Here is a 22074-nt window from a genome sequence, read left to right on the forward strand (position 1 = left end):
GGGAGGATTTTGTTCAAAATGTTTTGAGTATGGGAAATTATGTCCATTATCTTTCTTTTTTTGTATACTAGCATTATAGAGGTGATAAAATGAAGTACCTGCGTTTTCTATGGATTACAATGCTTATAATGTTTTTATTAGGTGGTTGTTCACAGTCTTCACAACCGCAGCACACAACTACGAGTAATCCAAAAAGTACAGATAAAATATTAGATGAGATGGAAGGTCCCCCTAATAATGGACATACATTAGAACGTCATGTTGGCAAAACAGATGAACAGCTAAGACAACGATTGCAGCAGGAAAGTGTATCGGCAGCTAGTACATATTATGATAAAGCTAGTGCAGTAAAGGCTGTAAATGAGGTACTAACAAAGCATGATAAGGAAATCCAGCAATGGCTGAAAGATGGAAAGCAAGACCGTCTAGTATTAAATACTCATCATACTTTCTCGACTGGGAAGTCAGTGCTTCGAAAAGATATGAAGGTTCATGATAATGTTATGGATACTGTAACGGTTCTTGCCAGAAGTTCTACAAACTCTCGTGGTTATAGTCTATTAACGTCATATCCAAACTTATAATAAGGTGGGATTCCTTTGTATTTACAGTTTAAGTATTTTTTACAGGCGTATTGCACGTTGAGCTTGTATGAAGAGGAAATGTGGAATGTGATTCAAGAATTTAAAAAGCATGAGAGTGATGAAATAAAGGGGCAGCTAGGTAAAGAATTGCAATCCATTAAGAATGAAGAAGCATGGGAAATGGTAGTAGAGTGGATTCGGAAGTACGGAAATAGAGAGTTTTCAAATGAAAGGGCGAAAGAGTGGATTTTATTACTTATAAGTGAATTACAAAACAAAAAGGCGTGAGAATTCACGCCTTTTTGTATGTGCTTTTTGAAATACGTCCGTTGGAAATGACTACGCCGTTTTGTGTAACGGTTTTAAAGGTGTCCACGTATATTTTATCATTCGTTTCACTTGTAACTTGAGAGGAAACTTGAACATTTTTTCCAGTGGAAGTTCCAAAAATTCGAACAACTGCATCATTATTTTCAACCATAGCTTGAATGTATATATAGTGTCCCGTATTATTTTTAAATTTAAAGTCTGGACCATAATCAGCAACCGTAGCATCTTGGCCAAGTGGCACGTAATGAACAGGAAGGGAATGATTGCTTCTTGACACAATTGATAAATCGGCTCGTAATACTGCTCCATATAGTGTACTACTTACTTGGCATACACCACCGCCAGCACTTTGTTCCACTTTTCCATCCACGTAGATTGGTGCAGATTGATAGCCGTGATCCGCATCAGTAATGCCAACACGGTCATTAAAACTAAATTCTGCATCTGGTGCAAGAAGGACACCAGATAATGAATTAGCTGCACGTGACACATTAAACACTTGACTACCGTCTCTTCCACCCGTAGATGTATGAAATTCACCAATTACAGTTTGGATGCCCATATTTTGCATGTCTTCCGTTGTATGTTCTGGTTTTACAGTAACAACGGGCAGTGCAATATTCGTTGATGAATTTTTAATAGCTTCTGCTGTTAATGTTGACAGTTGGCCTTTGTCGACCTTCGAACCATCCTTACTGGAAGTAATGGAGATATTCGTTCCGGTAACGGACAAGGAAGCATCTTCTGGCTTAGTTAACAGATCATTATACTTATCTTTTATAAATGCATCATATTTAGCAGTATCTAAATAGGGTTGCACATGGTATTGTCTGTTTAATCCCACACTTTGTGCTTTTTTTCGTAATTGATAGCGATCAAGTAAAGAGCCTTGCTGTTCTTTAAATAATTGATCGACAATTTCTGTTCCATTGTACCCGACACCTAAGTCTTTCCAATTATACGTGTTATTTTGCTCATTTAAAGTGTATGTAATCTTTTGTTGATTGTACTGTTCTACCTTTTGGTTAATAATGGTTCGAACTTCATCCTTTGTTTTTCCATCTAAAGATATGCCTTCAAATGTTGTATGCGGCAAAACGTAGGTATCCATTTCTTTGTTTAAAGTAGAAGCATAGCTATATCCATAACCTCCTAATGCAGCGAGGCCAATCCCTCCAGCAATTATGGAACCTATGATGTATTTACGAACTGCCATTTGATTCCCCCCTAACTTGTATCAACTCTTCTTGCTGAAGAAAAGCTCTTTGTTTTGTTTACTAGTATACTATTAAATTTATAAACTGTGTAACAAAAAGATTAAGAATGTTACGTCATTGTAATATTTTAGCTTGAACGCATTTGCCGTATATGTTAATTATAAACGATAATAATCTAAATTGTTATAAAATTAGATTATTTTGTAAACATAAGTAATAAATTGTATTTTTTATGTATGTGAACCCAAATAAAAAAAGCAGAAACATGCTAAGAATCTGCTTTTTCTAACCATTTGGAGTGGAATTCTGAATAGAGTTATCTCCTATATTTAAATGTGTTCGTAAGATATTTGTCGTATTTCGGAGTTCAGCTTCATTTGGAACATAGTAATAAATGTCTTGTATATATTGATCCTCACCTTTGACTTGTAGTTTTTCTAAATGTAATGGGGATGTGACCATATTGTTTGCAATTTTAATCATATCATCAAGTGTTAGATTTGTTTTTAAATCACTTCCGATTGCCTCCAAGATTGTTCCTAGTTTTCCTAGTGTTTCCACCGATTGTGCTTTTTTAGCAATTGCTTCGAACACGATTTGTTGTCTGCGTCCCCTCATATAATCACTGTCAATATGCCTTGTTCTTGCTAAGGCTAGAGCCTGTTCCCCATTTAAATGATGCTGCCCCTTTTGCAGGGTGATTGCATTCGCTTGGTCAAGACTATTTTGTTCCGTTACATTGACAGGAACCTGTACGTCTATGCCCCCTAGTGCATCAACANGCTTGGTCAAGACTATTTTGTTCCGTTACATTGACAGGAACCTGTACGTCTATGCCCCCTAGTGCATCAACAATTTTCGTAAAAGACTTGAAATTGAATTTCACATAATAATCTACCGGAACATTTAAAAAGTGCTCTACCGTTTGAATGGTGCTATCAACCCCGCCGAACACATGTGCATGGGCAATTTTATCCTTTTTCTGGCGTGATGAAATATATACATAGCAATCTCGAGGTATACTAAGTAATTTGACGGACTTGTCATGTTTATTTATGGTTGCAAGTAAGAGGGCATCAGTTCGAATTGCGTCTCCGTATTCTTTGTATCGTTCTTCGCTTTCGTCTACTCCCATAATTAATAGTGAAAGATTATCTGATAGCGGTTCTACTGCTTTTTCTCTTTGTTCTGACACAGAACCCCGTTCTAAGTCTTTATAGGAATGATCTGTAACTGCCTTTACTTTCATGTATACATATGAACAGTAGCTAACAGTACCTACAAATAGTAGAGAAATGAAGATAAACAAGAGTAGACGGCTTTTTTTTCTACGATGTTTGTTAGTTCTGTCTTGTTGTATAGTTGCTATTATCGTTACCCTCCTTTATTATATTGCTACAAGCTGTATCAAAATAAGTATTCTGATACAGAAAAATATGGAATGGCTGTATAATATAATATAGATTTTACAATTTAGGTTGATTTCAACAATATAGCCGAATAAATAGTGTAAAATTGTGAAATGAAATGCTTATTGAGTAGAATACAGTGTTTTTTTATAGGATAAACAGTTAAAATAAAGATATTCATGAGAGGAAGAAAATGAATTGAAGCTACTTAGTATTCATCATACAGCAATCATTTGTTCTGACTACGCAGTATCCAAGCGTTTCTATGTAGATCTACTTGGGTTTTCTGTAATAAAGGAAATATACCGATCAGAGCGTCAGTCGTATAAGCTTGATTTAGCAGTAAATGGTGAATACCAAATTGAACTATTTTCGTTTTCAAATCCACCCAAGCGTCCTAGTTTCCCAGAAGCTGCTGGATTACGACATCTTGCATTTGCAGTAGATGATGTCGAAGAGGCAGTAAATGAACTGAATGCGAGAGGAGTAAGTACGGAAGAAATTCGAATTGATTCTATTACCCATAAAAAATTTGTGTTTTTTCATGATCCAGATCAACTGCCGTTGGAATTATATGAAGCATAAAGCTTCTTAAACGGAAAGATTTTAGGGGAGTTTGTTTTAACAGAATGAGGAACAATACAGATACTTAATTTTTTTGAAATACAGGAGGTGACACCTTAGTTTTCGGACTGAGGGTCTTTGTTGGACGGATGGAATTTATTATTGATTGTTTTAATTATTGCAATTGCAGGATTTTTCGTTGCAACTGAGTTTGCAATCGTGAAGGTTCGAACGAGTCGAATTGATCAACTCGTTGCAGAAAACAAAAAAGGTGCATTAGCAGCTAAAAAGATTATTTCAAATTTAGATGAATATTTATCAGCAACGCAGCTGGGAATAACGATTACTTCCCTAGGTCTAGGTTGGTTGGGAGAGCCTACGGTTTATCACTTAATCGAACCATTACTTGAAAAATTAAATGTAGCGCCTGCTATATCGAATACAATTGCGTTTGTTATTGCTTTTTCCTTCATAACATTTTTACATGTTGTTGTCGGTGAATTGGCTCCGAAAACCTTGGCAATCCAAAAAGCAGAACAAGTGGTATTGTTTTGTGCAAAGCCACTCCTTTATTTTTATAAAATCACATTTCCATTTATATGGATGTTGAATTCATCAGCTCGTTTTATTGCAGGTTTGTTTGGATTGAAGCCTGCTTCTGACAATGAAGTTGCGCACTCAGAAGAAGAATTGCGTCTTATCTTGTCAGAAAGTTATGAGAGCGGCGAAATTAATCAAACAGAGTTTAAATATGTAAATAATATTTTTGAATTTGATAACAGAATTGCAAAAGAAATTATGGTTCCTCGTACGGAAATTGTTGGTTTATATGCGGAAGAGCCAATGGACGAGCATATTCATACAATTCGAAATGAAAAATATACGCGATATCCGGTATTTGGAGAAGATAAAGATGAAATTCTGGGTATGGTTAATGTAAAGGACTTTTTCGCTCATTATATTAATGAAGAAGATCAAGCATTTGAATCGATTCAATCCATTATGCGTCCAGTTATAGAAGTTATGGAAACAGTGCCTATCCATGATTTGTTAATCCAAATGCAGAAGAAACGAATTCCATTAGCAGTTTTATACGATGAATATGGTGGAACAGCTGGGATTGTTACGCTAGAAGATATTCTAGAAGAAATAGTCGGAGAAATTCGCGATGAATACGATGGCGATGAAAAACCACCTATTCAGGATGTGAATGACGATTACAAGATATTAGATGGAAAAGTACTCGTAAGCGAAGTAAATGATCTTCTAGGTGTAAATATAGAAGAAGAAGATGTGGATACAATAGGTGGTTGGATTTTAACCCAAGATTCCACTATTGCACTGGGGCAAACATTTCGTATAGATGATTGGATATTAAAAGTAACAGAATTAGATTCACATCAAATTAAGCGTGTAGAAGCGAAGCGTCTCCATAAAGAAGTTCAAGTAGAGGTACCATCCTTATAAAAGCAGGTTAATGCCTGCTTTTCGTTATTTGGATGAATAAGATCCTTTTCATTGAAAAAAAGGAAGGATTTTCTTGCAATATGGGATAATACATGAAAAGAGAAGGTGGGGAATTTGGATTTATTTGTTACAACAGAAACCCAGCATCGTATCATTCAACAAATTGAGCAGCTGCTGCCGAAATTTGCAGAACGTGAGTATACCCTTGATGAGTTAGGTTCATTTCCATTTCAGAACATAGAAGACCTAAAACATATCGGCTATACTATGCAAACTGTGCCTACAGAATTTGGAGGCGGAGGTATTTCCCTTTATGATTTTCTGCTATTTCAAGAGAAAATAGCGGAGGGTGATGGTGCAACGGCCTTGTCAATAGGATGGCATATGGCAATTGTACTAGAACTAGCAGAAACTCGTGCTTGGGATAAGAAAATCTTCTCATGGATGTGTGAGAACATTAACAAGGGAGCTCTCCTTAACCGTGCTGCTTCTGAGCGAGCTACAGGAAGTCCTGCACGCGGAGGAAAACCAACAACCACTGCTTATAAACAAGATGATGCATGGATCATTAACGGGCGTAAGACATTTACATCTATGTCACCAGTACTTGATTATTTCATTGTTACGGCAACGATTGCAGATACTGATGAAGTTGGTGGCTTTTTAATTCCACGTGGGACTAGCGGATTTTCTATTGAAGAAACATGGGATAGTGTAGCGATGAGAGGCACAGCAAGTCACGATATTGTACTTGATGAGGTAAAAGTACCTCTTGCTTATTTAGTTGAAATAAAAGGAAAGAGCAAGGTAAATGGTTCCCTTCTTCATATACCTGCCTGCTACTTAGGTATTGCAAAAGCAGCTTTTGATTATGCTGTTACATTTGCCAAAACCCATCAAAATAATAGTATACCAGAGCCGATTGCAACTCTTCCTAACGTTACAAGATTGATAGGAGAAATGGAAGTAGAACTCATGCAAGCTCGTCATTTCATGTATAGTGTGGCACAGCAATATGATCGCGGCTATCGTCAAGAGATAAAGGGAGAGCTAGCTGCGGTTAAATATGTTGCAACGAATGCAGCCATTGTAGTAGTTGATAAAGCAATGCGAATAGTGGGGGCTAGAAGCTTATCAGCTAAAAATCCATTACATCGTTATTACTTGAATGTAAGAGCAGGTCTACACAATCCACCAATGGATGATATTACCATATCTTTGTTGGCAAAATTAGCAACAGAGGAATAAGAGCTTAGAGTAGAATTTTATGTCTACTCTAAGCTTTTTTATTTATTTCGTTTGCAAATTATACTCCGTTTTCTTTATTCATAAAGTTGTAATAAGATCAGCTTTACATTATACCCATAAGGGTATATGATGAGCTTGTGAAAGATGAGTATATGTGTAAAAAGGGGGCTTTACTATGAAAATTATAATTGTTGGGGGCGTTGCTGGTGGTGCAACTGCAGCTACACGTCTTCGTCGTCTAAATGAGGAAGATGAAATTGTCTTGTTTGAACGGGGAGAATATATATCATTTGCTAATTGTGGATTACCCTATTATATCGGAGAAGTAATTCAGGAACGAAAGAAGCTTCTTGTACAAACCGTAGAGGGACTATCCACACGCTATAAATTAGATATTCGTGTAAATAGTGAAGTGACTGCCATTCATCGCGATCGAAAAACAGTCTCCGTTATAAATAAAGAAAATGGAGAAAGTTATGAAGAGGAATACGATACTCTCATTCTTTCACCAGGATCAAAACCTATTGTACCACCTATTCCTGGCTTACAAGAAGCAAAGGCATTGTTTACATTACGTAACATTCCTGATACGGATCGCATAAAGGAATACGTGGATGAACAAAAACCGAAGCGTGCCGTTGTAATTGGTGGAGGATTTATTGGAATAGAGATGGCTGAAAACTTAAGAAAACGTAATGTAGCCGTAACGATAGTAGAACGAAATAAGCAGGTTATGGGGCCAATCGATTTCGAAATGGCTGCAATTGTTCATAAAGAATTAGAAAAGAATGGTGTAGAGCTCGTATTAGAAGACGGGGTAGAATCATTTAAAAATGAGGGTACGGTTGTTAAACTTACAAGTGGTAAAGAAATTGAAACAGATATGATTATTCTTGCAATTGGCGTTGTACCTGAAAATGGTCTAGCGAAGGAAGCTGGGTTAGAATTAGGACTTCGCGGGGCAATCGTAGTTACAGATACACTCCAAACATCAGATCCATCTATATACGCAATCGGAGATGCCATCCAAGTTCGTGATTATGTAAATGGACATGAAACATTTGTGCCACTTGCTTGGCCAGCAAACCGACAAGGCCGACTTGTTGCTGACTATATCAACAGAAAAAATGTGAAATATAATGGTACAATGGGCACATCTATTGTGCAAGTATTTGACATAACTGTCGCAGCAACAGGAAATAATGAAAAAACATTACAACGTCTCGAAATTCCGTATGAAGTGGTACATGTACACCCTGCTAATCATGCTACCTATTATCCAGGGGCTGCACCGCTTTCATTAAAGCTTCTATTTAATAAAGAAACAGGGGCTATTTACGGTGCCCAAGTCGTTGGAAAAAATGGTGCAGATAAGAGGATTGATGTAATTGCTACGGCAATCAAAGGAAACCTTACTGTATTTGACTTGACAGATTTAGAAATTGCCTATGCTCCTCCTTTTGCATCTGCGAAAGACCCGGTTAATGTGGCTGGATATGTTGCGTCGAATGTTGCAAATGAAGAAGTAAAAACTGTACAATGGCATGAAATTGATGAACTAATTAAGCAAGGTAATGTTCTAATTGACGTGCGCAATCCAAATGAAGTTGCCAATGGAAGTATTAAAGGATCTGTGAATATTCCCCTTGATGAGCTTCGCGAACGAATGGATGAAATTGATAAAACACAAACGGTTTATGTAACTTGTCAAATTGGATTACGTGGATACATTGCAAGTCGATTATTAGAACAATATGGATTTACTGTGAAGAATTTAGATGGAGGATATAAAACATATTCAAACGTATTTTGCTAAAAATAGAAGAGCATTTGACAGTTTTATTTCCAAAAGCTAACACCATTTATTTTGAGTTTTGATACCCTGTATAGTAAAATGGTCACATATGAAAGCATGATGTAAATAATAAAGAAAACATATGGTAGGAGGAAGAAAGATGGCAATTGTACATGCAACTGATGAAACATTTAATAAAGATATAGAAAAGGGACTAGTATTTGTAGACTTTTGGGCACCTTGGTGCGGACCTTGTCGTATGGTTGGTCCCGTACTGGAAGAAATTGATAGTGAAATGGGAGATAAAGTTAAAATTGTTAAAGTAAATGTAGATGAGAATCAAGGAACGGCTGGACGTTTTAGTGTAATGAGTATTCCAACATTAATTTTATTTAAAGATGGGAATCCACTTGGTCAAATCGTAGGATTCCAACCCAAAGAAGCATTAGTTGAGATTTTGAACCAATATATATAAGATAGAAGTAATCTACTCTTTCATCTTAGTTTCTACTTTTACTAAGTAGAGACTAAGATAAAATGTGGGTTAATAGAGATAGAAATTGAGGGGAAACACATGTGTCAAAATCAGTTTGATTACCAAATTTCCGACGATGATGTTCAAATGCTACGTGCTCTCGCACATCCTTTGCGGTTACGTCTCGTTCAAGAGTTGATGAAGAGGGGAACGTGTAACGTATCTAAGTTACAAGAAATTTTAGATATTCCACAGTCTACCGTTTCGCAGCATTTAACGAAACTAAAGCAAACTAAGGTTGTACAATATGAACGTAAAGGTCTAGAAGTGTATTATAAAATACATGATGAAAAAATTAACAATGTAATGAATACTTTATTTTCTTAATACGAAAAGAGCGAGTATGTCTACATTGCTTTTGACTCCTTTGACATTTTTTGTACCCTGTAATACGATACCTCTAAAGGTATTGGTAAAGGAGAATTCGTTATGGAATACACACAAGAGATGAAAAATCGTCTCAAAAGAATTGAAGGACAAATTCGAGGTATACTTCGAATGCTAGAAGAAGAACAGGATTGTAAGCAAGTAGTGACACAATTAAGTGCTGCACGTTCAGCTATTGACCGTACAATTGGTGTTGTTGTCGGCTCAAACTTAGAACAATGCTTACGAGGTCAAATGGAAAACGGCGAATATGAAAATCGTAATTTAGTGAAGGAAGCAGTGGAACTGCTTGTGAAAAGTCGCTAATTAAAAAAAGAAGGAGGATTGGCATGAAAACCATTTTACCACAAGAAGTAGAAAATCAATTAAAAGCAGGTCAGTCCTTGAATATTATCGACGTAAGAGAGGACGAAGAAGTAGCACAAGGAATGATTCCATCTGCAAAACAATATCGTTTAGGTGATCTACCTGTCACATATACAGAATTAGATCCGAAGAAAGAATATATTGTTGTCTGTCGTTCTGGTAGACGTAGTGCACAGGCGTGTGCATTCTTAGAAGAAATGGGTTTCTCAGTTACAAACGTTGAAGGCGGAATGTTAAATTGGACTGGAGACGTCGAGTAACGAGAGACGGTGAAAGTTGAGTAGAAAGTAGTACCACAGTATACAGACTGTGGTACTTTTTTGTGTTCAAATAGAAAAATGCAAGAATACATGTTCATAATAGGGAAACCCTAACAGAAGATAAAGGAAAGGAGGGACCATACTTTGCATGTAAATAGAGTGAAACAAATTCTTTCATCACCATCTTCTGTTAAAGTGGAATACAACGGGGTATCTGTTTGGATAACAAATTGTAACGAGCAAACGGAAACAGCCCATATATATGATGTGGAAAATCCAAAAGAACAAGTAGAAGTTCCTATACAGGAATTACAAGAAATATAAAAAGGACGAGACGTTTTTTTTGTCTCGTCCTTTTTGTTATTCCATCTGCTTTTTCTGTTTTTCTTATGAATAAGGACGTATATAGCGGACATACTAATAGGGGAGGTGTAGCTATGGAAACACATCATTTTTCATATGATAAAAGGCCAGCTTATTTAGTTGGCGGTGAGAATGATATTATCTTGTTATCTGATGAAGAGTATACGAGCATATGGAATGGAAATGTAGCCACACCTAAAGTTGTGCATAAAGGCTATTTTTACAGTACATATGATCAAGGATTAAATAATGGATTGTTTTTTGAAGATACAGCCAACATAATTGCCGAAGTGCGTAATGGACAGGTTTATAGTGTTAGCACAAACGGGATGACTCCTTTTCCTAGTGAAGGATAAAAAAAAAGGAGAGGAAGGGGGAAAGCCAAGAATGAGGATTCTTGGTTTTACTCCCTCTTTTTTTGATCTATTGAATAATCCGCAGTAGAAGTTTTTTAAGCAATGGTTTTATTTTCATGCGCAAATCTTTTGCATGATTAGCTATGAGATAATGATGGTTATATATATTTTTCATTAGTTCTTGGGTTTCATCCTTTACCTCACCTTCTTCAATGAAAATCCCAATGACATCGATTCCCTTTTTACGAGCTAACTTTACTGCTTCATGAGTATCAAGTATCCCGTCTTGATGATAATCAAATGCTGATGGTTCACCGTCAGTGAAAATAAGTAAAAATTTATGTTTTTCTGGTCGCTTTGCTAACTGCTCTGTTATAACTCGTATGATATAGCCGTCTCGGTTATCTTCTTCTTCATGAAGTTGCATAATTTCAGAACCGTGACCATGAAGAGAGGTTTCATATGAAATGATTTCGTGTATTACATTGGGTTTCACCTTTTTATTGGCATTCGATGCATCTTCCCAGAATCCGTTGATCGCATGAGGTATATGTAATGATTGCAGTGCTTCATGAAAAAGGATGACACTTTTCTTCGTTTCTTCCATTTTATTATACATACTGCCAGAACAATCGATAAGTAGACTGAATACTACATCGAGTTCTTTGGATTCATGCCCTTTTTTGAAAAACAGGCGTGGCTGCTTTTCTGTATAAATACGAAGGAATTTTCTTCGTAGTCGACCGTAAAATTTGTCTGCTACTGCATTTTGTTTATTTTCGATCGTTTTTTCAATGGTTTTTTTAAGTTCTTGTACGTCTTTTTTTACAAACATTTGGATCGTTGCATACGTTTTTCTTTCCTCTAATAAAGGATGGCGTACTTGTTTTACCGTATGAACAGCACCTATATTAAATTTGCCGTACGGTTGCGTAGTTATCAAAGTAGGTCTTTTTGCAGTCTCATCCTTTGTCTCTTCTTGCCCTAAGGTGTTGCTACTCCTTTGTGAATTTCCTTTTACAGAACCAAGTGCTTGGTCCTGATCTTCAGATTCACGAGCAGTGTTTCCTGTTATATTTGTTTTAGTCCCACGTTCTAATTCAAAACGCATAAAATTCTCATGTTCATTGTTTTTATTCTCACGATGCCAAGTCGATAAGGATTCGTCTATAGTGTCTTTATTATCTTCATCCTCAATTTGCTGTACGTCACAGTTTTCTAATTTGTTATGAGATAATTCACTTTCGTCTGTGTTGGGAGTCTTTATAGGTGCAAGACCGAAATAGATATTAATCATGTCACTTGGCATATCTTCTTCGAGTCGATAGCGTATGTTTTCGATAATGCGCACTGTATGTTCGGTTTCCTGAGATTGATAAGATTCGTATAGCATAGGTTGGATTGCTTCCCAGTAAGGGTTTGGAAAGCTAACATACGAATCGCTTGATAATGTCAGATAACAAAGACAAAATAACATATCAGCTTGAAAATTTCGTATATGGTTGACTTCATATTGTGATGTAAAGTAAGAGCGATATATTTCTGTTCTTCGTTTGAACAGAATCTTTGTTCCAGGACGATTCTGGATTACTTTCTCCTGTACACGAAAATCCTCAAGTAAAACGAACAATTGAGTTAGAAAACTTCGTAGGGGAGAGTGTTGAATCTCTGTTGCAAACTCTCGTATTTTTGCCATATTACTGTTGTATTTGTAACCAAGTGCTTTGATGTATACTTCGCTTTTTAAACCTAGTATACGGTCAGTAGAATGGCGAGAATCCCAGAAGTGACTCATGACAACTGTATGGTCTCGGTCATCATAGTAAGCTTGAAATCCATACTCTAAGGAAGCATTCGGTTCTTTTAAAAGTGCAAACATAAGATTTTCCAATTGTAAGAAGAGGGAAGCGTCAATTTTTTTATCATCAAATACTTGTCTCATTATTATTCCTCTGCAAAGTAGCTTCGTGCAAGCTCACGAATTGTTTCTTGTTCGGTTTCATCGCTCATTTTGCTTACAATGCTACGTTCAATTGCACGTAACGCTGGAATATAGGTGCTTAAATCACAGGCATCAATCATACAACGGATGCTTGCAGCTTCCTCACTAATGCGTCCGTCTTTGACAAGAGGGATGAGATCACTTGAAAATTGGGTGAATTTCTCTAGTATCATCCTATTGGTCTGTTTGGATTCTGCAGCAAGTAGCTCGGTTAACAGTTCTCCTTGTATATAGGGTACCTCAATAATAATAAAGCGATTTTTTAATGCTTCGTTCAGTTCACTTGTACCCACATAACCTTCATTGATGGCAGCGATGACCCGAAATTCTTGATCTGCATTTACAACTTCTTGGGTAAATGGATTTGTGATTCGTTTTCGATAATCTAATGCACCGTGTAGCAATGGCAACGTTTCAGGCTTAGCCATATTGATTTCATCTATGTATAAAAAATGTCCGTGCTTCATTGCTTTCATTAGAGGACCATCTACAAAAATAACTTCTGCTGCCCCCTCTATAGTTTTAAGAGTGTTATAACCTAGAATTCCTTCTATATCTAAATCAACGGAGCAGTTAATGCTATGCATGGGCTTTTGAAATAAAGAGGATAGCATTTCGGCTAATACGGTTTTTCCACTTCCTGTCGGTCCTTTAAGTAGAATGTTTTTTCCAAGAAGTAATGCTGTAATGGCATCTTCAATAATGCTTGGATCTTGCGCTTTAAACATTTTCTTCCCTATAAGATTACGATTCTCACTTTTTGCTTTATTTTGTTCATGAATTGTTAAAAGCTGTGTACGTAATGGCTCATGTAGGTGAATAGATTCTATCATTGTAATCCCCCCCAATCAATTTAATCATAGTGCCTATATAATACCTTGATTTTCTTTCTAGTGTAAAGAAAGGGAGTTTCTGATTCTCTCACTAGACGGATACGTGCCCAATCCCTCCGCTCTTATCTTGCATATAGTGAACAGAAACAATCACGAAGGAAAAGGAGGTAATTTTTATGCCACACAATCAATATGGCGGCTATCATCAAGGAAGCTTCCAAGGAGGATATCATCACCATGGCGGCTATCATCCGTATCCATACGGGGGCGGATTTGCAGGCGGACTATTAGGAGGTTTGGCAGCAGGTGCTTTATTGTCACCTGGATATGGTGGGTATCCAGCGCCGTACCCAACTCCATACCCTGTACCATATCCTTCTCCGTATCAAACATATCCTACAACATATCCTTATGGAACCGGTTATCCATATTACCCTACAGGACAGTATTAATTATTTATAAGAAATATGAAAAAACATTCTCTTTTTTCAAGAAGGAGAATGTTTTTTTGTATTTTTCCTTTTCAATTTGCAAATTGTTTTGTAGGATAGTAAACGTACGATTTTTCTATGAGATACGAGAAGAATCATAGAAAAGGGGGGGAGTACGTATGAAATTTTCAATTAACAAAGATGTAGTATTTGTGGCGATCTCAATCAGTCTTTTTCCGGTAGCAATTCTTTTATGGATAGCCGGCATAAAGGCAAGTGGGCTTATGTCGTTTATAGCAATGTTACTTGGTCTTGGTAGTTTATTGGCTGGTGGTTTTCTTACATGGGCGTTGTTTCATTCATACATTGAGCTTACAGATGAGTATGTTATTCATCACTTTGGCTTATTTGAAACGAGAGTTACACTTGATCGGATTAGAGAAGTACGCGTTCTGAAAGATTCTACACCTGCCTTTTGTACATCCGTGATTCGCATGCAGCTTTGGTTATATCCACAGGAAGTGGTAACGATAACAAGTGTAAAAGAGGATAAAGAATTTTTTGAAGCACTACAACAAAAACTACCAACTGTATATATTGCAAATAGTAAAGCTATGATCTAATGAAAAGAGTCTGGCTCGCAGGGCTCTTTTCAAAAATATATGAAAATTCACTGTATTTCTAGTTTGTGATATGCTAAAAGTGAATATTTGAGGCTATGTGAGTGCTGCAAGGAGGGGGAGAGACTTTTGACGAAACAAGTTCCTGTTTATATACTAAGTGGATTTTTGGGAAGCGGTAAAACAACAGTATTGCTACATATGCTTGAGTATTTCCGAAAAAGAAATGAAAAGCCTGCTATTATCTTAAATGAATTAGGCAAAGTAAATGTAGAAAAGCATTTGTTTTCAGAAGAACGCGTCAATGAATTACTGGACGGCTGTATTTGCTGTAGTATGCAAAGTAACTTTCGAGGTGTATTAGACCAATTGGCAGCAAATTATGATGAAATAGACGCTCTAATTATAGAAGGAACTGGAGTAGCCAATCCAATTGAACTAGTAGATGTATTAACAGATAGTAATTACCGCGATTTATTTGAACTGCAATCAATTATTGGAATCGTGGATGCCGCGCGCTTTCTGGAATACACTCACTTATTTTTAAGCTCTGCATCCATGCGTGTATTATTTAAGGATCAAATTAAGTGTTCATCCTATGTAATATTAAATAAGGTCGATACAATCTCAGAAAAAAAATTACACACGATTGAATCTAAGCTACATTCCTTTATAGGGGAAGGGGTTCCTGTTATCCATACATCCTATGGAGAGGTAAAAGCCGAGGATTTGCTACAAAAAAGAATGATTACAACTGTCACGAGTGAAACAGCGCATCATCATCATCACGGATCAATTCAAGCCATTCGTGTTGAAATTATCCCGGCACTTGATAAAAAGAAACTGAAGGAATGGTTTCATTCGCTTTCTGAGCATGTGTATCGAGGGAAAGGGATCGTGAGAATAGAAGGAAAGCCAGAATTGTATGAACTACAATATGCATCTGGACAATTAAAAATCAATGCTATGTACATTGATGATGGTACAGTTGCCTCAAATATCATCTTAATTGGTGAAGAAAACGCAGCAAAAACAGCAGCACAAAGTTTTGAAGCTCAATTTAAGGAAAGATAATCGTAATACCTCCTTCTCGTCAAAGCATAGAAGAAGGAGGTATTTATAGTAAAAAAGCAGAATGAAGTAGCCAAAAAGCATGCATAAGTATAACAAATCCGTATAATATAACTGATCCATACATACAAGCTTTAACAATTGTATGGGAAGACGTAAATTTTGTAACAAAAAACAGATACAATAAAAAAGATAAGATAAATTTACCGATAAGAAAGAGATAAGGATTTACATTGTATAATTCCTTCATTAGTATATTTCCTTCTTCAATTCTACTGAAATAAAGCCCTACATGTGTTAGAATTCCATCGATGGCGTTCATCCACGCTAAATATAGAAATATAACATGCATGAATTACCTTCCTTTCATTATAAAATCCAAGCTAATATAATAATTTTTGTTACTATCATTTACGAGCATAACCAGATATATCCTCTTTTAATTGTATTTTTTTGTCACTTACTTATAGGATAATTAGTGGGACTTTTTTAAAAGGAGAGCGGACAAATGGCAAATATTAAAGAAATCGCTATATTAGCAGGAGTATCTGTTACAACCGTGTCCCGTGTGTTAAATGAACATCCTTATGTCAGCGATGCCAAACGTAAGGCAGTTTTAGATGTCGTAGCTAAGCTAAATTACACACCCAATTATAATGCTGTTTATCTTTCTAAAGGAAAGACACTTACAATTGGGGTTCTTGTACCATTTTTAAATCATCCTTATTTCTCAGCCATTACACAAGGAATCGCAAATGGGGCGCTGCAACATAATTATCGAATTGTAACATGCCAAACGAATTATGAGGCTAGAGAAGAAATGAAAGCATTGCAGCTACTACAAACGCGACAGGTAGATGGATTTATTATTTGTAGCAAAACCATGGAATGGGAAGAAATCGCACCTTTCACTTTATATGCCCCTATTATTGCCTGTGAGGATACTACAAATGATTCTATACCATGTGTACATATTAATCAGTATTTAGGGTTTACTCTTGGCATGGAGCATCTAATAGAGCGAGGGCATTGTCATATTGGATATTGCATAGCAAGACAAACGAGTTTTAATAGCAAACAAAGAAAACGGGCGTATGATGATGCTCTTACTAAAATAAATGAACGAATTCATGAAGAATGGATTTTTGATGGGTGTCTAGAGATTCAAGATGGGGTAAGGGTAGTTAGAGAATGGATGTTGCTAAAGGATAGACCGACAGCATTACTTGTTTCCTCTGATCAAGTGGCAGCAGGTATTGTAATAGAAGCAAGAAAGAATGGGATTGGTATTCCAGAGGACTTGGCTGTTATTGGCTTTGATAATCACCCTATTTCAGAAATTATGGGTATTACAACGATAGAACATCCTAGCTTAGCATTAGGGGAGAGCGCATTTCAATTGCTTTTTAATCAAATAAATGGGAATTGTTTACAGAAAAACAACATTGAATTGGCTTTACGATTAATAAAACGTAACACAACCTAGTGAAATATTACAAATATAATACGAATCATTACAATATGTTTCGTTATATTAGAATCTGTAAATAGGATTTAAAGAGACTGTAAAATAACTCCACTCAAAATATGTTATAACTATATAAGAGAGGAGTCGAGACATGAAATTTATGAAAATAGCGGTAAACTCTGTATCTGTTTTTCTTTTATTTTTTGTTGGTACAGTGAGCACTCATGCCGAAACGAATCAATCTAGTACACAACAGCAATTACAGCAAAGTGATGCTAACATACAGGCCAAAGAACAACAAAAAAGTAATTTACAGAAGCAAATTCAATCGATTCAATCAGATTTAGCCAATGTAAACAGTTCAATAGCAAAAACAAAGGGTGAGCTAGAAAAAACACAGAAGGATATCGATCAAACAAATGCGTTGATTGAGCAGAAGAAGGAAGAAATTGTTCGTTTGGAAGATAAAGTAGTTGCTCGTAAAGATGTAATGAAAAAGCGGATGGTTTCTGTGCAAAATAATGAAAGTACCAACATAATAATTGATATTTTAGTAAACTCAAGTAATCTTGGAGATTTAATTGAGAAGATGGGTGCGGTTGCTACAATATTAGATGCGGATAAACAAATATTAAGTCTTCAACAGTCTGATCTCGAAAAAATTGAGAAAGACAAGCAAGATATTAAGCAAAAAGAAGCAGCGTTGGAGGTTGACCGTACGAAGCTTGCAAAAAGTCAGGCAGAACTAGAGTCTGATATGCAAAAGAAACAGCAGGCACTTCAAGATGTACAGAAGCAGTATTCTGATATTTCGAATCAGCTAACACTTGCTGTACAGGACAAGCAAAATATTGAGAATAGCTTAAACAGTATTAAAAATACGATAGATTCGAATCAGTCGGCAGTAAATGCGATTAAAACTTCTACTAACCAAACTCCTAGCTCTGCCCCTTCAGGTGGTCGTGAGCTTTATGTAAAAGCGACTGCTTATAGTGTAGAACAAAGCTTGAAGCTTGGTGAAGGAGTCTCCACTTTAGGAATCAACCTTCAATCGAATCCGAAGTTAATTGCGGTTGATCCAAGTATTATTCCACTAGGTAAGCACGTTTGGGTCGAGGGCTATGGAAATGCTATTGCTGGAGATACAGGTGGAAATATTAAAAACAACTGGATTGACGTTTTGGTTCCTACTCAAGCAGATGCGATGAGTTGGGGCGTTCGATACGTAAAGGTAATTGTTCTAGATTAAATAAATAGGTGTAAAAACAGTCTGATGCATATGCATTAGACTGTTTTTATTTTGATAATTAATTTTCCATTCGTATTGTTATTGGATATAACAGGAGCCTTGCTTGGTCTTGTGGAACAAGCTTGATTGCAAACAACTTATACGGAGAAGAGATTTGGTAAGGCGTTTGTTGCCGACAAGTGCTATATTTGGAACAAGTCCAATAGAGGCTACTATTGAATCCTCTTCAGGAATTGTAGCAGGGGAAAAAACGATCTAACAGGGAGTAGTTGTATTGCTTACGATAATTACCGCCTTTTTCAGTCCAGTTATTGCTTCCTTATCTAGCGTAGCTGCGATAACAGCACCTTCTCAAATTATTGTAGGAAGTTTAACGGTGAAAAATATACTGGATATTGATTGGAATGAATTCGAAGAGGTACTTCCAGCTTTTCTTACGGTCATCTGCATCCCATTAACCTCTAGTATTGCAAATGGAATTGTAATAGAACTTTCTTTATCCATCTTAAAAGTCGCTCGTGGCAAAGCAAAAGAGGCTCCTTTGCTGCTGTATGTATTTGTAATCTTGTTTGGATGTTATTTGCTTTTATAAGTTAGATATAGTCGAATAAAAAAAAGAGACCATATGGTCTCTTTTTTTATTCGACTAATGATTTAATGTCCACCCATTGAGAAGAAGATCCAAACGGTACCTACAACAGTTGCAACAGCAATGAAGAAACCGAAGCCAATTGCAATTTTTTGTGCAATGCCTTCTCCTTCAGATATGTGCATGAACATCACTAACTGTATTAACGCTTGAACTACTGCTAATGTGATAATTACAGTTAATATTGTAGCTAATGGAAGAGACGTATATAACGCCACGTACATAGCTCCAAATGTTAATACAAGGGAAAGAATAAAACCAAAAACGTGTTGCCAAGGAAAGCTATTATGCGTATTATGTTGTTCCATCGTTACGCCACCATCCCATTCAAGTAAACTAATGTGTAGATGAAGATCCAAACGACGTCAAGAAAGTGCCAGTATAAGCTGATAATGAACACTTTTCTTGCTGTAATAGGAGTTAAACCTCTTTGTACAAGTTGAATAATAACTCCGATAGCCCAGAATGTACCTAACGTTACGTGGGCACCATGTGTTCCGAGAAGAACGAAGAATCCAGATAGGAAACCACTCGTTTGCATGGTTGCTCCTAAATGTACATAGTGAACAAATTCATTAATTTCCATGTACAAGAACCCGCCACCAAGAAGTAAAGTAAAGACTAACCAAGTTAATAAACCTTTCAAGCTACCTTTACGCATTTCATGTACGGCGATACCACAAGTGAAACTACTCGTTAAAAGAAGGAGAGTTTCGATAACAACAGGTTGCAATTCAAAAAGTTTCATTGGCGAAGGACCGTTACCAACACGACCAGCCAGTACCAGGTAAGAAGCGAAAAGTGTCGCAAACAGCACGATTTCCGCTCCTAGGAAGATCCAGAACCCTAGAATGTTCAAGCGACCTTGGGCATCTTGATACTCTAGAGGGGCATTTTTATATTCTTCACTAATTGCTGCCATTATGCTCCACCTCTCATAGTATATTTTCTGTCTTTTTAATTTCTTCTAAGCTTACGTGGTAACCATGATCATAGTCAAAAGAACGAATGTACATGCAAATGAATATGGCGATAAGCCCAACAATTGCAAGAGGTATCCATTTGAAAACCATGGCGAATCCAGCGATGCCGAAGAAGACAGCCATTATAATTGGTAGACCAGTGTTACTTGGCATATGAATAGGCTTAAGATTCTCTACATCAATGTGAGATTCTCCTCTTTTCTTCATGTACCAAAATGCATCAAGCTCTTTAATTTCAGGTAGTGCAGCAAAGTTATAATGTTGAACAGGAGATTGTGTAGCCCATTCAAGTGTTCTACCACCCCATGGATCACCAGTTACATCACGTTCACCTTTTAGTGCACTCCAAACGATGTTGTAACCTAAGATGGCAAATCCAGCTGCCATCATAAATGCTCCGACAGTAGCAATTTGGTTTAATCCAGTCCAGCCAAGGCTAGATGAGTATGTGTACATACGACGAGTCATTCCGTCTAGACCTAAGAAATACATTGGGAAGAAACAGATATTAAATCCAATCATCCATAACCAGAATGTCCATTTACCAAGACGTTCATTAAGCATATGACCGAACATTTTTGGGTACCAATAAATTAAACCAGCAAACATCGCAAATACTGTACCGGCGATTAATACATAGTGAAAATGCGCAACAAGGAAGTAGCTGTTATGGTATTGATAGTCAGCTGCTGCCATTGCAAGCATAACCCCTGTGACCCCACCAATAACGAAGTTAGGAATAAATCCTAATGCCCAAAGCATCGGAGTTGTAAAGCGAATTCTTCCTTTGTAAAGGGTGAGTAACCAGTTAAATATTTTAACCCCTGTTGGAATGGCAATTGCCATCGTTGAGATTGAGAAGAACGAGTTAGCAGCAGGACCAGCACCCATTGTAAAGAAGTGATGGAGCCATACAATCCCACTTAATACAGAAATAGCAACCATTGAATAAATCATTGCTTTATAACCAAATAGACGTTTACGAGCAAATGTACTAAATATTTCTGAGAATATACCGAAAGCAGGAAGAATTACGATATATACTTCAGGATGTCCCCATACCCAGAATAAGTTTGCCCAAAGCATTGGCATACCATCGTTTGCCATCGTAAAGAAGGCTGTTCCGAAAGTACGGTCAATACTCATAAGAGCAAGAGCTACAGCTAATACTGGGAACGCAAACAGGATAATGACAGCTGTTATTAAAATAGACCATGTAAACATCGGCATCTGCATAAGCTTCATGCCTGGTGTTCTCATTTTTAAAATCGTAACAAGGAAGTTAACCCCTGTCATTAACGTACCAATACCGGAAAGTTGTATAGCAATCGCATAGTAGTTATTTCCAACACCAGGGCTGAATTCTGTACCAGCTAAAGGCATATAAGAAGTCCAACCAGCATCAGGAGAACCACCAATTACGAATGCGATATTAAATAGCATTGCTCCGACAAAGAATAACCAGAAGCTAAGTGCATTTAAGAAAGGAAACGCAACGTCACGCGCTCCAATTTGAAGCGGAACGGCAATGTTCATTAATCCAAAAACGAAAGGCATCGCCATGAAAATAATCATAACTGTACCATGTGTTGTAAATATACCGTTATAGTGTTCTGCATTTAAATATGGTGTATCTGGGAATGTTAATTGAATACGCATCATCATTCCATCCATACCACCACGGAATAGCATAAGTACAGCTGAAATAATATACATTATTCCGATTTTTTTATGGTCGACAGACGTTAACCATTCGTCCCATAGCCACTTCCATTTTTTGTACTTCGTCAGTACGAAAAGGATACCTAGTGTTACGAGAGCGATAGAAGCGTCGGCGCCGTAAATAATCGGGTCACCTGTGACAAAAAATTGATCAAGCTTCACTAT

General features: G+C 36.8%; 24 protein-coding genes and 2 pseudogenes. 18 read left to right on the forward strand and 8 right to left on the reverse strand.

What is annotated here, in order from left to right; genetic code table 11:
* The first annotated feature begins 89 nt into the window (after window positions 1–89).
* Both ACAN53_RS16305 and ACAN53_RS16310 read left to right on the forward strand, forming a co-directional pair.
* Window positions 90–584, forward strand: coding sequence for an RNase A-like domain-containing lipoprotein (locus ACAN53_RS16305; RefSeq protein ID WP_379971216.1), 495 nt, complete (start codon window positions 90–92; stop codon window positions 582–584).
* Between the two features lie 15 nt (window positions 585–599).
* A complete protein-coding gene (locus ACAN53_RS16310) occupies window positions 600–872 on the forward strand; it encodes a hypothetical protein (protein WP_379971217.1) in 273 nt (90 codons plus the stop codon).
* Between the two features lie 4 nt (window positions 873–876).
* Here the strand turns inward: ACAN53_RS16310 and ACAN53_RS16315 are convergent, their stop codons facing one another.
* On the reverse strand, window positions 877–2130 hold the full coding sequence (locus tag ACAN53_RS16315; RefSeq protein ID WP_379971218.1) for a VanW family protein: 1254 nt from the start codon (window positions 2128–2130) through the stop codon (window positions 877–879).
* 286 nt (window positions 2131–2416) lie between these two features.
* A pseudogene (locus ACAN53_RS16320) lies at window positions 2417–3503 on the reverse strand (LCP family protein).
* Between the two features lie 235 nt (window positions 3504–3738).
* Between ACAN53_RS16320 and gloA2 the strand changes: the two are divergent.
* The 10 genes from gloA2 to ACAN53_RS16370 all read left to right on the forward strand — a co-directional run bounded on the left by gloA2 (window position 3739) and on the right by ACAN53_RS16370 (window position 10881).
* A complete protein-coding gene (gloA2, locus tag ACAN53_RS16325; protein ID WP_379971220.1) occupies window positions 3739–4125 on the forward strand; it encodes an SMU1112c/YaeR family gloxylase I-like metalloprotein in 387 nt (128 codons plus the stop codon).
* Window positions 4126–4245: 120 nt separating this feature from the next.
* A complete protein-coding gene (locus tag ACAN53_RS16330; protein WP_379971221.1) occupies window positions 4246–5571 on the forward strand; it encodes a hemolysin family protein in 1326 nt (441 codons plus the stop codon).
* Between the two features lie 114 nt (window positions 5572–5685).
* Window positions 5686–6819 carry an acyl-CoA dehydrogenase family protein gene (locus tag ACAN53_RS16335; RefSeq protein WP_379971222.1) on the forward strand — a complete coding sequence of 378 codons (1134 nt, stop codon included), beginning with the start codon at window positions 5686–5688 and terminating at the stop codon, window positions 6817–6819.
* Between the two features lie 175 nt (window positions 6820–6994).
* Window positions 6995–8635, forward strand: coding sequence for a CoA-disulfide reductase (locus tag ACAN53_RS16340; protein WP_379971223.1), 1641 nt, complete (start codon window positions 6995–6997; stop codon window positions 8633–8635).
* A gap of 139 nt (window positions 8636–8774) precedes the next feature.
* Window positions 8775–9089, forward strand: a complete 315-nt coding sequence (gene trxA, locus ACAN53_RS16345) for a thioredoxin (protein ID WP_379971224.1) — start codon at window positions 8775–8777, stop codon at window positions 9087–9089.
* A gap of 99 nt (window positions 9090–9188) precedes the next feature.
* The gene (locus ACAN53_RS16350; RefSeq protein WP_379971225.1) at window positions 9189–9476 is read left to right on the forward strand and encodes an ArsR/SmtB family transcription factor; all 288 of its coding nucleotides are present in this window, start codon (window positions 9189–9191) and stop codon (window positions 9474–9476) included.
* Between the two features lie 102 nt (window positions 9477–9578).
* Window positions 9579–9842 (forward strand): metal-sensitive transcriptional regulator, encoded by a 264-nt coding sequence (locus ACAN53_RS16355; RefSeq protein ID WP_379971226.1) that lies wholly within the window; start codon window positions 9579–9581, stop codon window positions 9840–9842.
* A 23-nt stretch (window positions 9843–9865) separates the two neighbouring features.
* On the forward strand, window positions 9866–10162 hold the full coding sequence (locus tag ACAN53_RS16360; RefSeq protein ID WP_379971227.1) for a rhodanese-like domain-containing protein: 297 nt from the start codon (window positions 9866–9868) through the stop codon (window positions 10160–10162).
* Between the two features lie 144 nt (window positions 10163–10306).
* Entirely contained in the window at window positions 10307–10486 is a 180-nt protein-coding gene (locus ACAN53_RS16365; RefSeq protein ID WP_379971228.1) for an H-type small acid-soluble spore protein, read from the forward strand.
* A gap of 113 nt (window positions 10487–10599) precedes the next feature.
* The gene (locus tag ACAN53_RS16370; protein ID WP_379971229.1) at window positions 10600–10881 is read left to right on the forward strand and encodes a hypothetical protein; all 282 of its coding nucleotides are present in this window, start codon (window positions 10600–10602) and stop codon (window positions 10879–10881) included.
* Window positions 10882–10948: 67 nt separating this feature from the next.
* Here the strand turns inward: ACAN53_RS16370 and ACAN53_RS16375 are convergent, their stop codons facing one another.
* Both ACAN53_RS16375 and ACAN53_RS16380 read right to left on the reverse strand, forming a co-directional pair.
* Window positions 10949–12823 carry a vWA domain-containing protein gene (locus ACAN53_RS16375; RefSeq protein ID WP_379971230.1) on the reverse strand — a complete coding sequence of 625 codons (1875 nt, stop codon included), beginning with the start codon at window positions 12821–12823 and terminating at the stop codon, window positions 10949–10951.
* Window positions 12824–12825: 2 nt separating this feature from the next.
* Window positions 12826–13716 (reverse strand): ATP-binding protein, encoded by an 891-nt coding sequence (locus ACAN53_RS16380; RefSeq protein ID WP_379971231.1) that lies wholly within the window; start codon window positions 13714–13716, stop codon window positions 12826–12828.
* Between the two features lie 176 nt (window positions 13717–13892).
* On the opposite strand from ACAN53_RS16380, the gene ACAN53_RS16385 reads away from it, so the two are divergent.
* The 3 genes from ACAN53_RS16385 to ACAN53_RS16395 all read left to right on the forward strand — a co-directional run bounded on the left by ACAN53_RS16385 (window position 13893) and on the right by ACAN53_RS16395 (window position 15841).
* Window positions 13893–14168 carry a hypothetical protein gene (locus ACAN53_RS16385; protein ID WP_379971232.1) on the forward strand — a complete coding sequence of 92 codons (276 nt, stop codon included), beginning with the start codon at window positions 13893–13895 and terminating at the stop codon, window positions 14166–14168.
* Window positions 14169–14326: 158 nt separating this feature from the next.
* Window positions 14327–14770 carry a hypothetical protein gene (locus tag ACAN53_RS16390; RefSeq protein ID WP_379971233.1) on the forward strand — a complete coding sequence of 148 codons (444 nt, stop codon included), beginning with the start codon at window positions 14327–14329 and terminating at the stop codon, window positions 14768–14770.
* A gap of 126 nt (window positions 14771–14896) precedes the next feature.
* Window positions 14897–15841 (forward strand): CobW family GTP-binding protein, encoded by a 945-nt coding sequence (locus tag ACAN53_RS16395; protein ID WP_379971234.1) that lies wholly within the window; start codon window positions 14897–14899, stop codon window positions 15839–15841.
* Window positions 15842–15884: 43 nt separating this feature from the next.
* On the opposite strand, the gene ACAN53_RS16400 is transcribed toward ACAN53_RS16395, so the two are convergent.
* The gene (locus ACAN53_RS16400; protein ID WP_379971235.1) at window positions 15885–16190 is read right to left on the reverse strand and encodes a DUF5658 family protein; all 306 of its coding nucleotides are present in this window, start codon (window positions 16188–16190) and stop codon (window positions 15885–15887) included.
* A 156-nt stretch (window positions 16191–16346) separates the two neighbouring features.
* On the opposite strand from ACAN53_RS16400, the gene ACAN53_RS16405 reads away from it, so the two are divergent.
* The 3 genes and pseudogenes from ACAN53_RS16405 to ACAN53_RS16415 all read left to right on the forward strand — a co-directional run.
* The gene (locus ACAN53_RS16405; protein ID WP_379971236.1) at window positions 16347–17324 is read left to right on the forward strand and encodes a LacI family DNA-binding transcriptional regulator; all 978 of its coding nucleotides are present in this window, start codon (window positions 16347–16349) and stop codon (window positions 17322–17324) included.
* Between the two features lie 133 nt (window positions 17325–17457).
* Window positions 17458–18555 (forward strand): PcsB-like coiled-coil domain-containing protein, encoded by a 1098-nt coding sequence (locus ACAN53_RS16410; protein ID WP_379971237.1) that lies wholly within the window; start codon window positions 17458–17460, stop codon window positions 18553–18555.
* A gap of 51 nt (window positions 18556–18606) precedes the next feature.
* Window positions 18607–19147, forward strand: a pseudogene (locus ACAN53_RS16415) (NCS2 family permease); the annotation flags it as partial.
* Between the two features lie 62 nt (window positions 19148–19209).
* Here ACAN53_RS16415 and qoxD read toward each other — a convergent pair.
* The 3 genes from qoxD to qoxB are packed head-to-tail and all read right to left on the reverse strand — an operon-like array spanning window position 19210 to window position 22071.
* Window positions 19210–19512, reverse strand: coding sequence for a cytochrome aa3 quinol oxidase subunit IV (gene qoxD, locus ACAN53_RS16420; RefSeq protein WP_379971238.1), 303 nt, complete (start codon window positions 19510–19512; stop codon window positions 19210–19212).
* Between the two features lie 2 nt (window positions 19513–19514).
* Window positions 19515–20126 carry a cytochrome aa3 quinol oxidase subunit III gene (gene qoxC, locus ACAN53_RS16425; protein ID WP_379971239.1) on the reverse strand — a complete coding sequence of 204 codons (612 nt, stop codon included), beginning with the start codon at window positions 20124–20126 and terminating at the stop codon, window positions 19515–19517.
* A 13-nt stretch (window positions 20127–20139) separates the two neighbouring features.
* A complete protein-coding gene (qoxB, locus tag ACAN53_RS16430) occupies window positions 20140–22071 on the reverse strand; it encodes a cytochrome aa3 quinol oxidase subunit I (RefSeq protein ID WP_379971240.1) in 1932 nt (643 codons plus the stop codon).
* Window positions 22072–22074 lie beyond the last annotated feature (3 nt).

It is taken from the genome of Ectobacillus soli, assembly GCF_042610425.1.
GTDB lineage: Bacteria > Bacillota > Bacilli > Bacillales > Bacillaceae_G > Ectobacillus.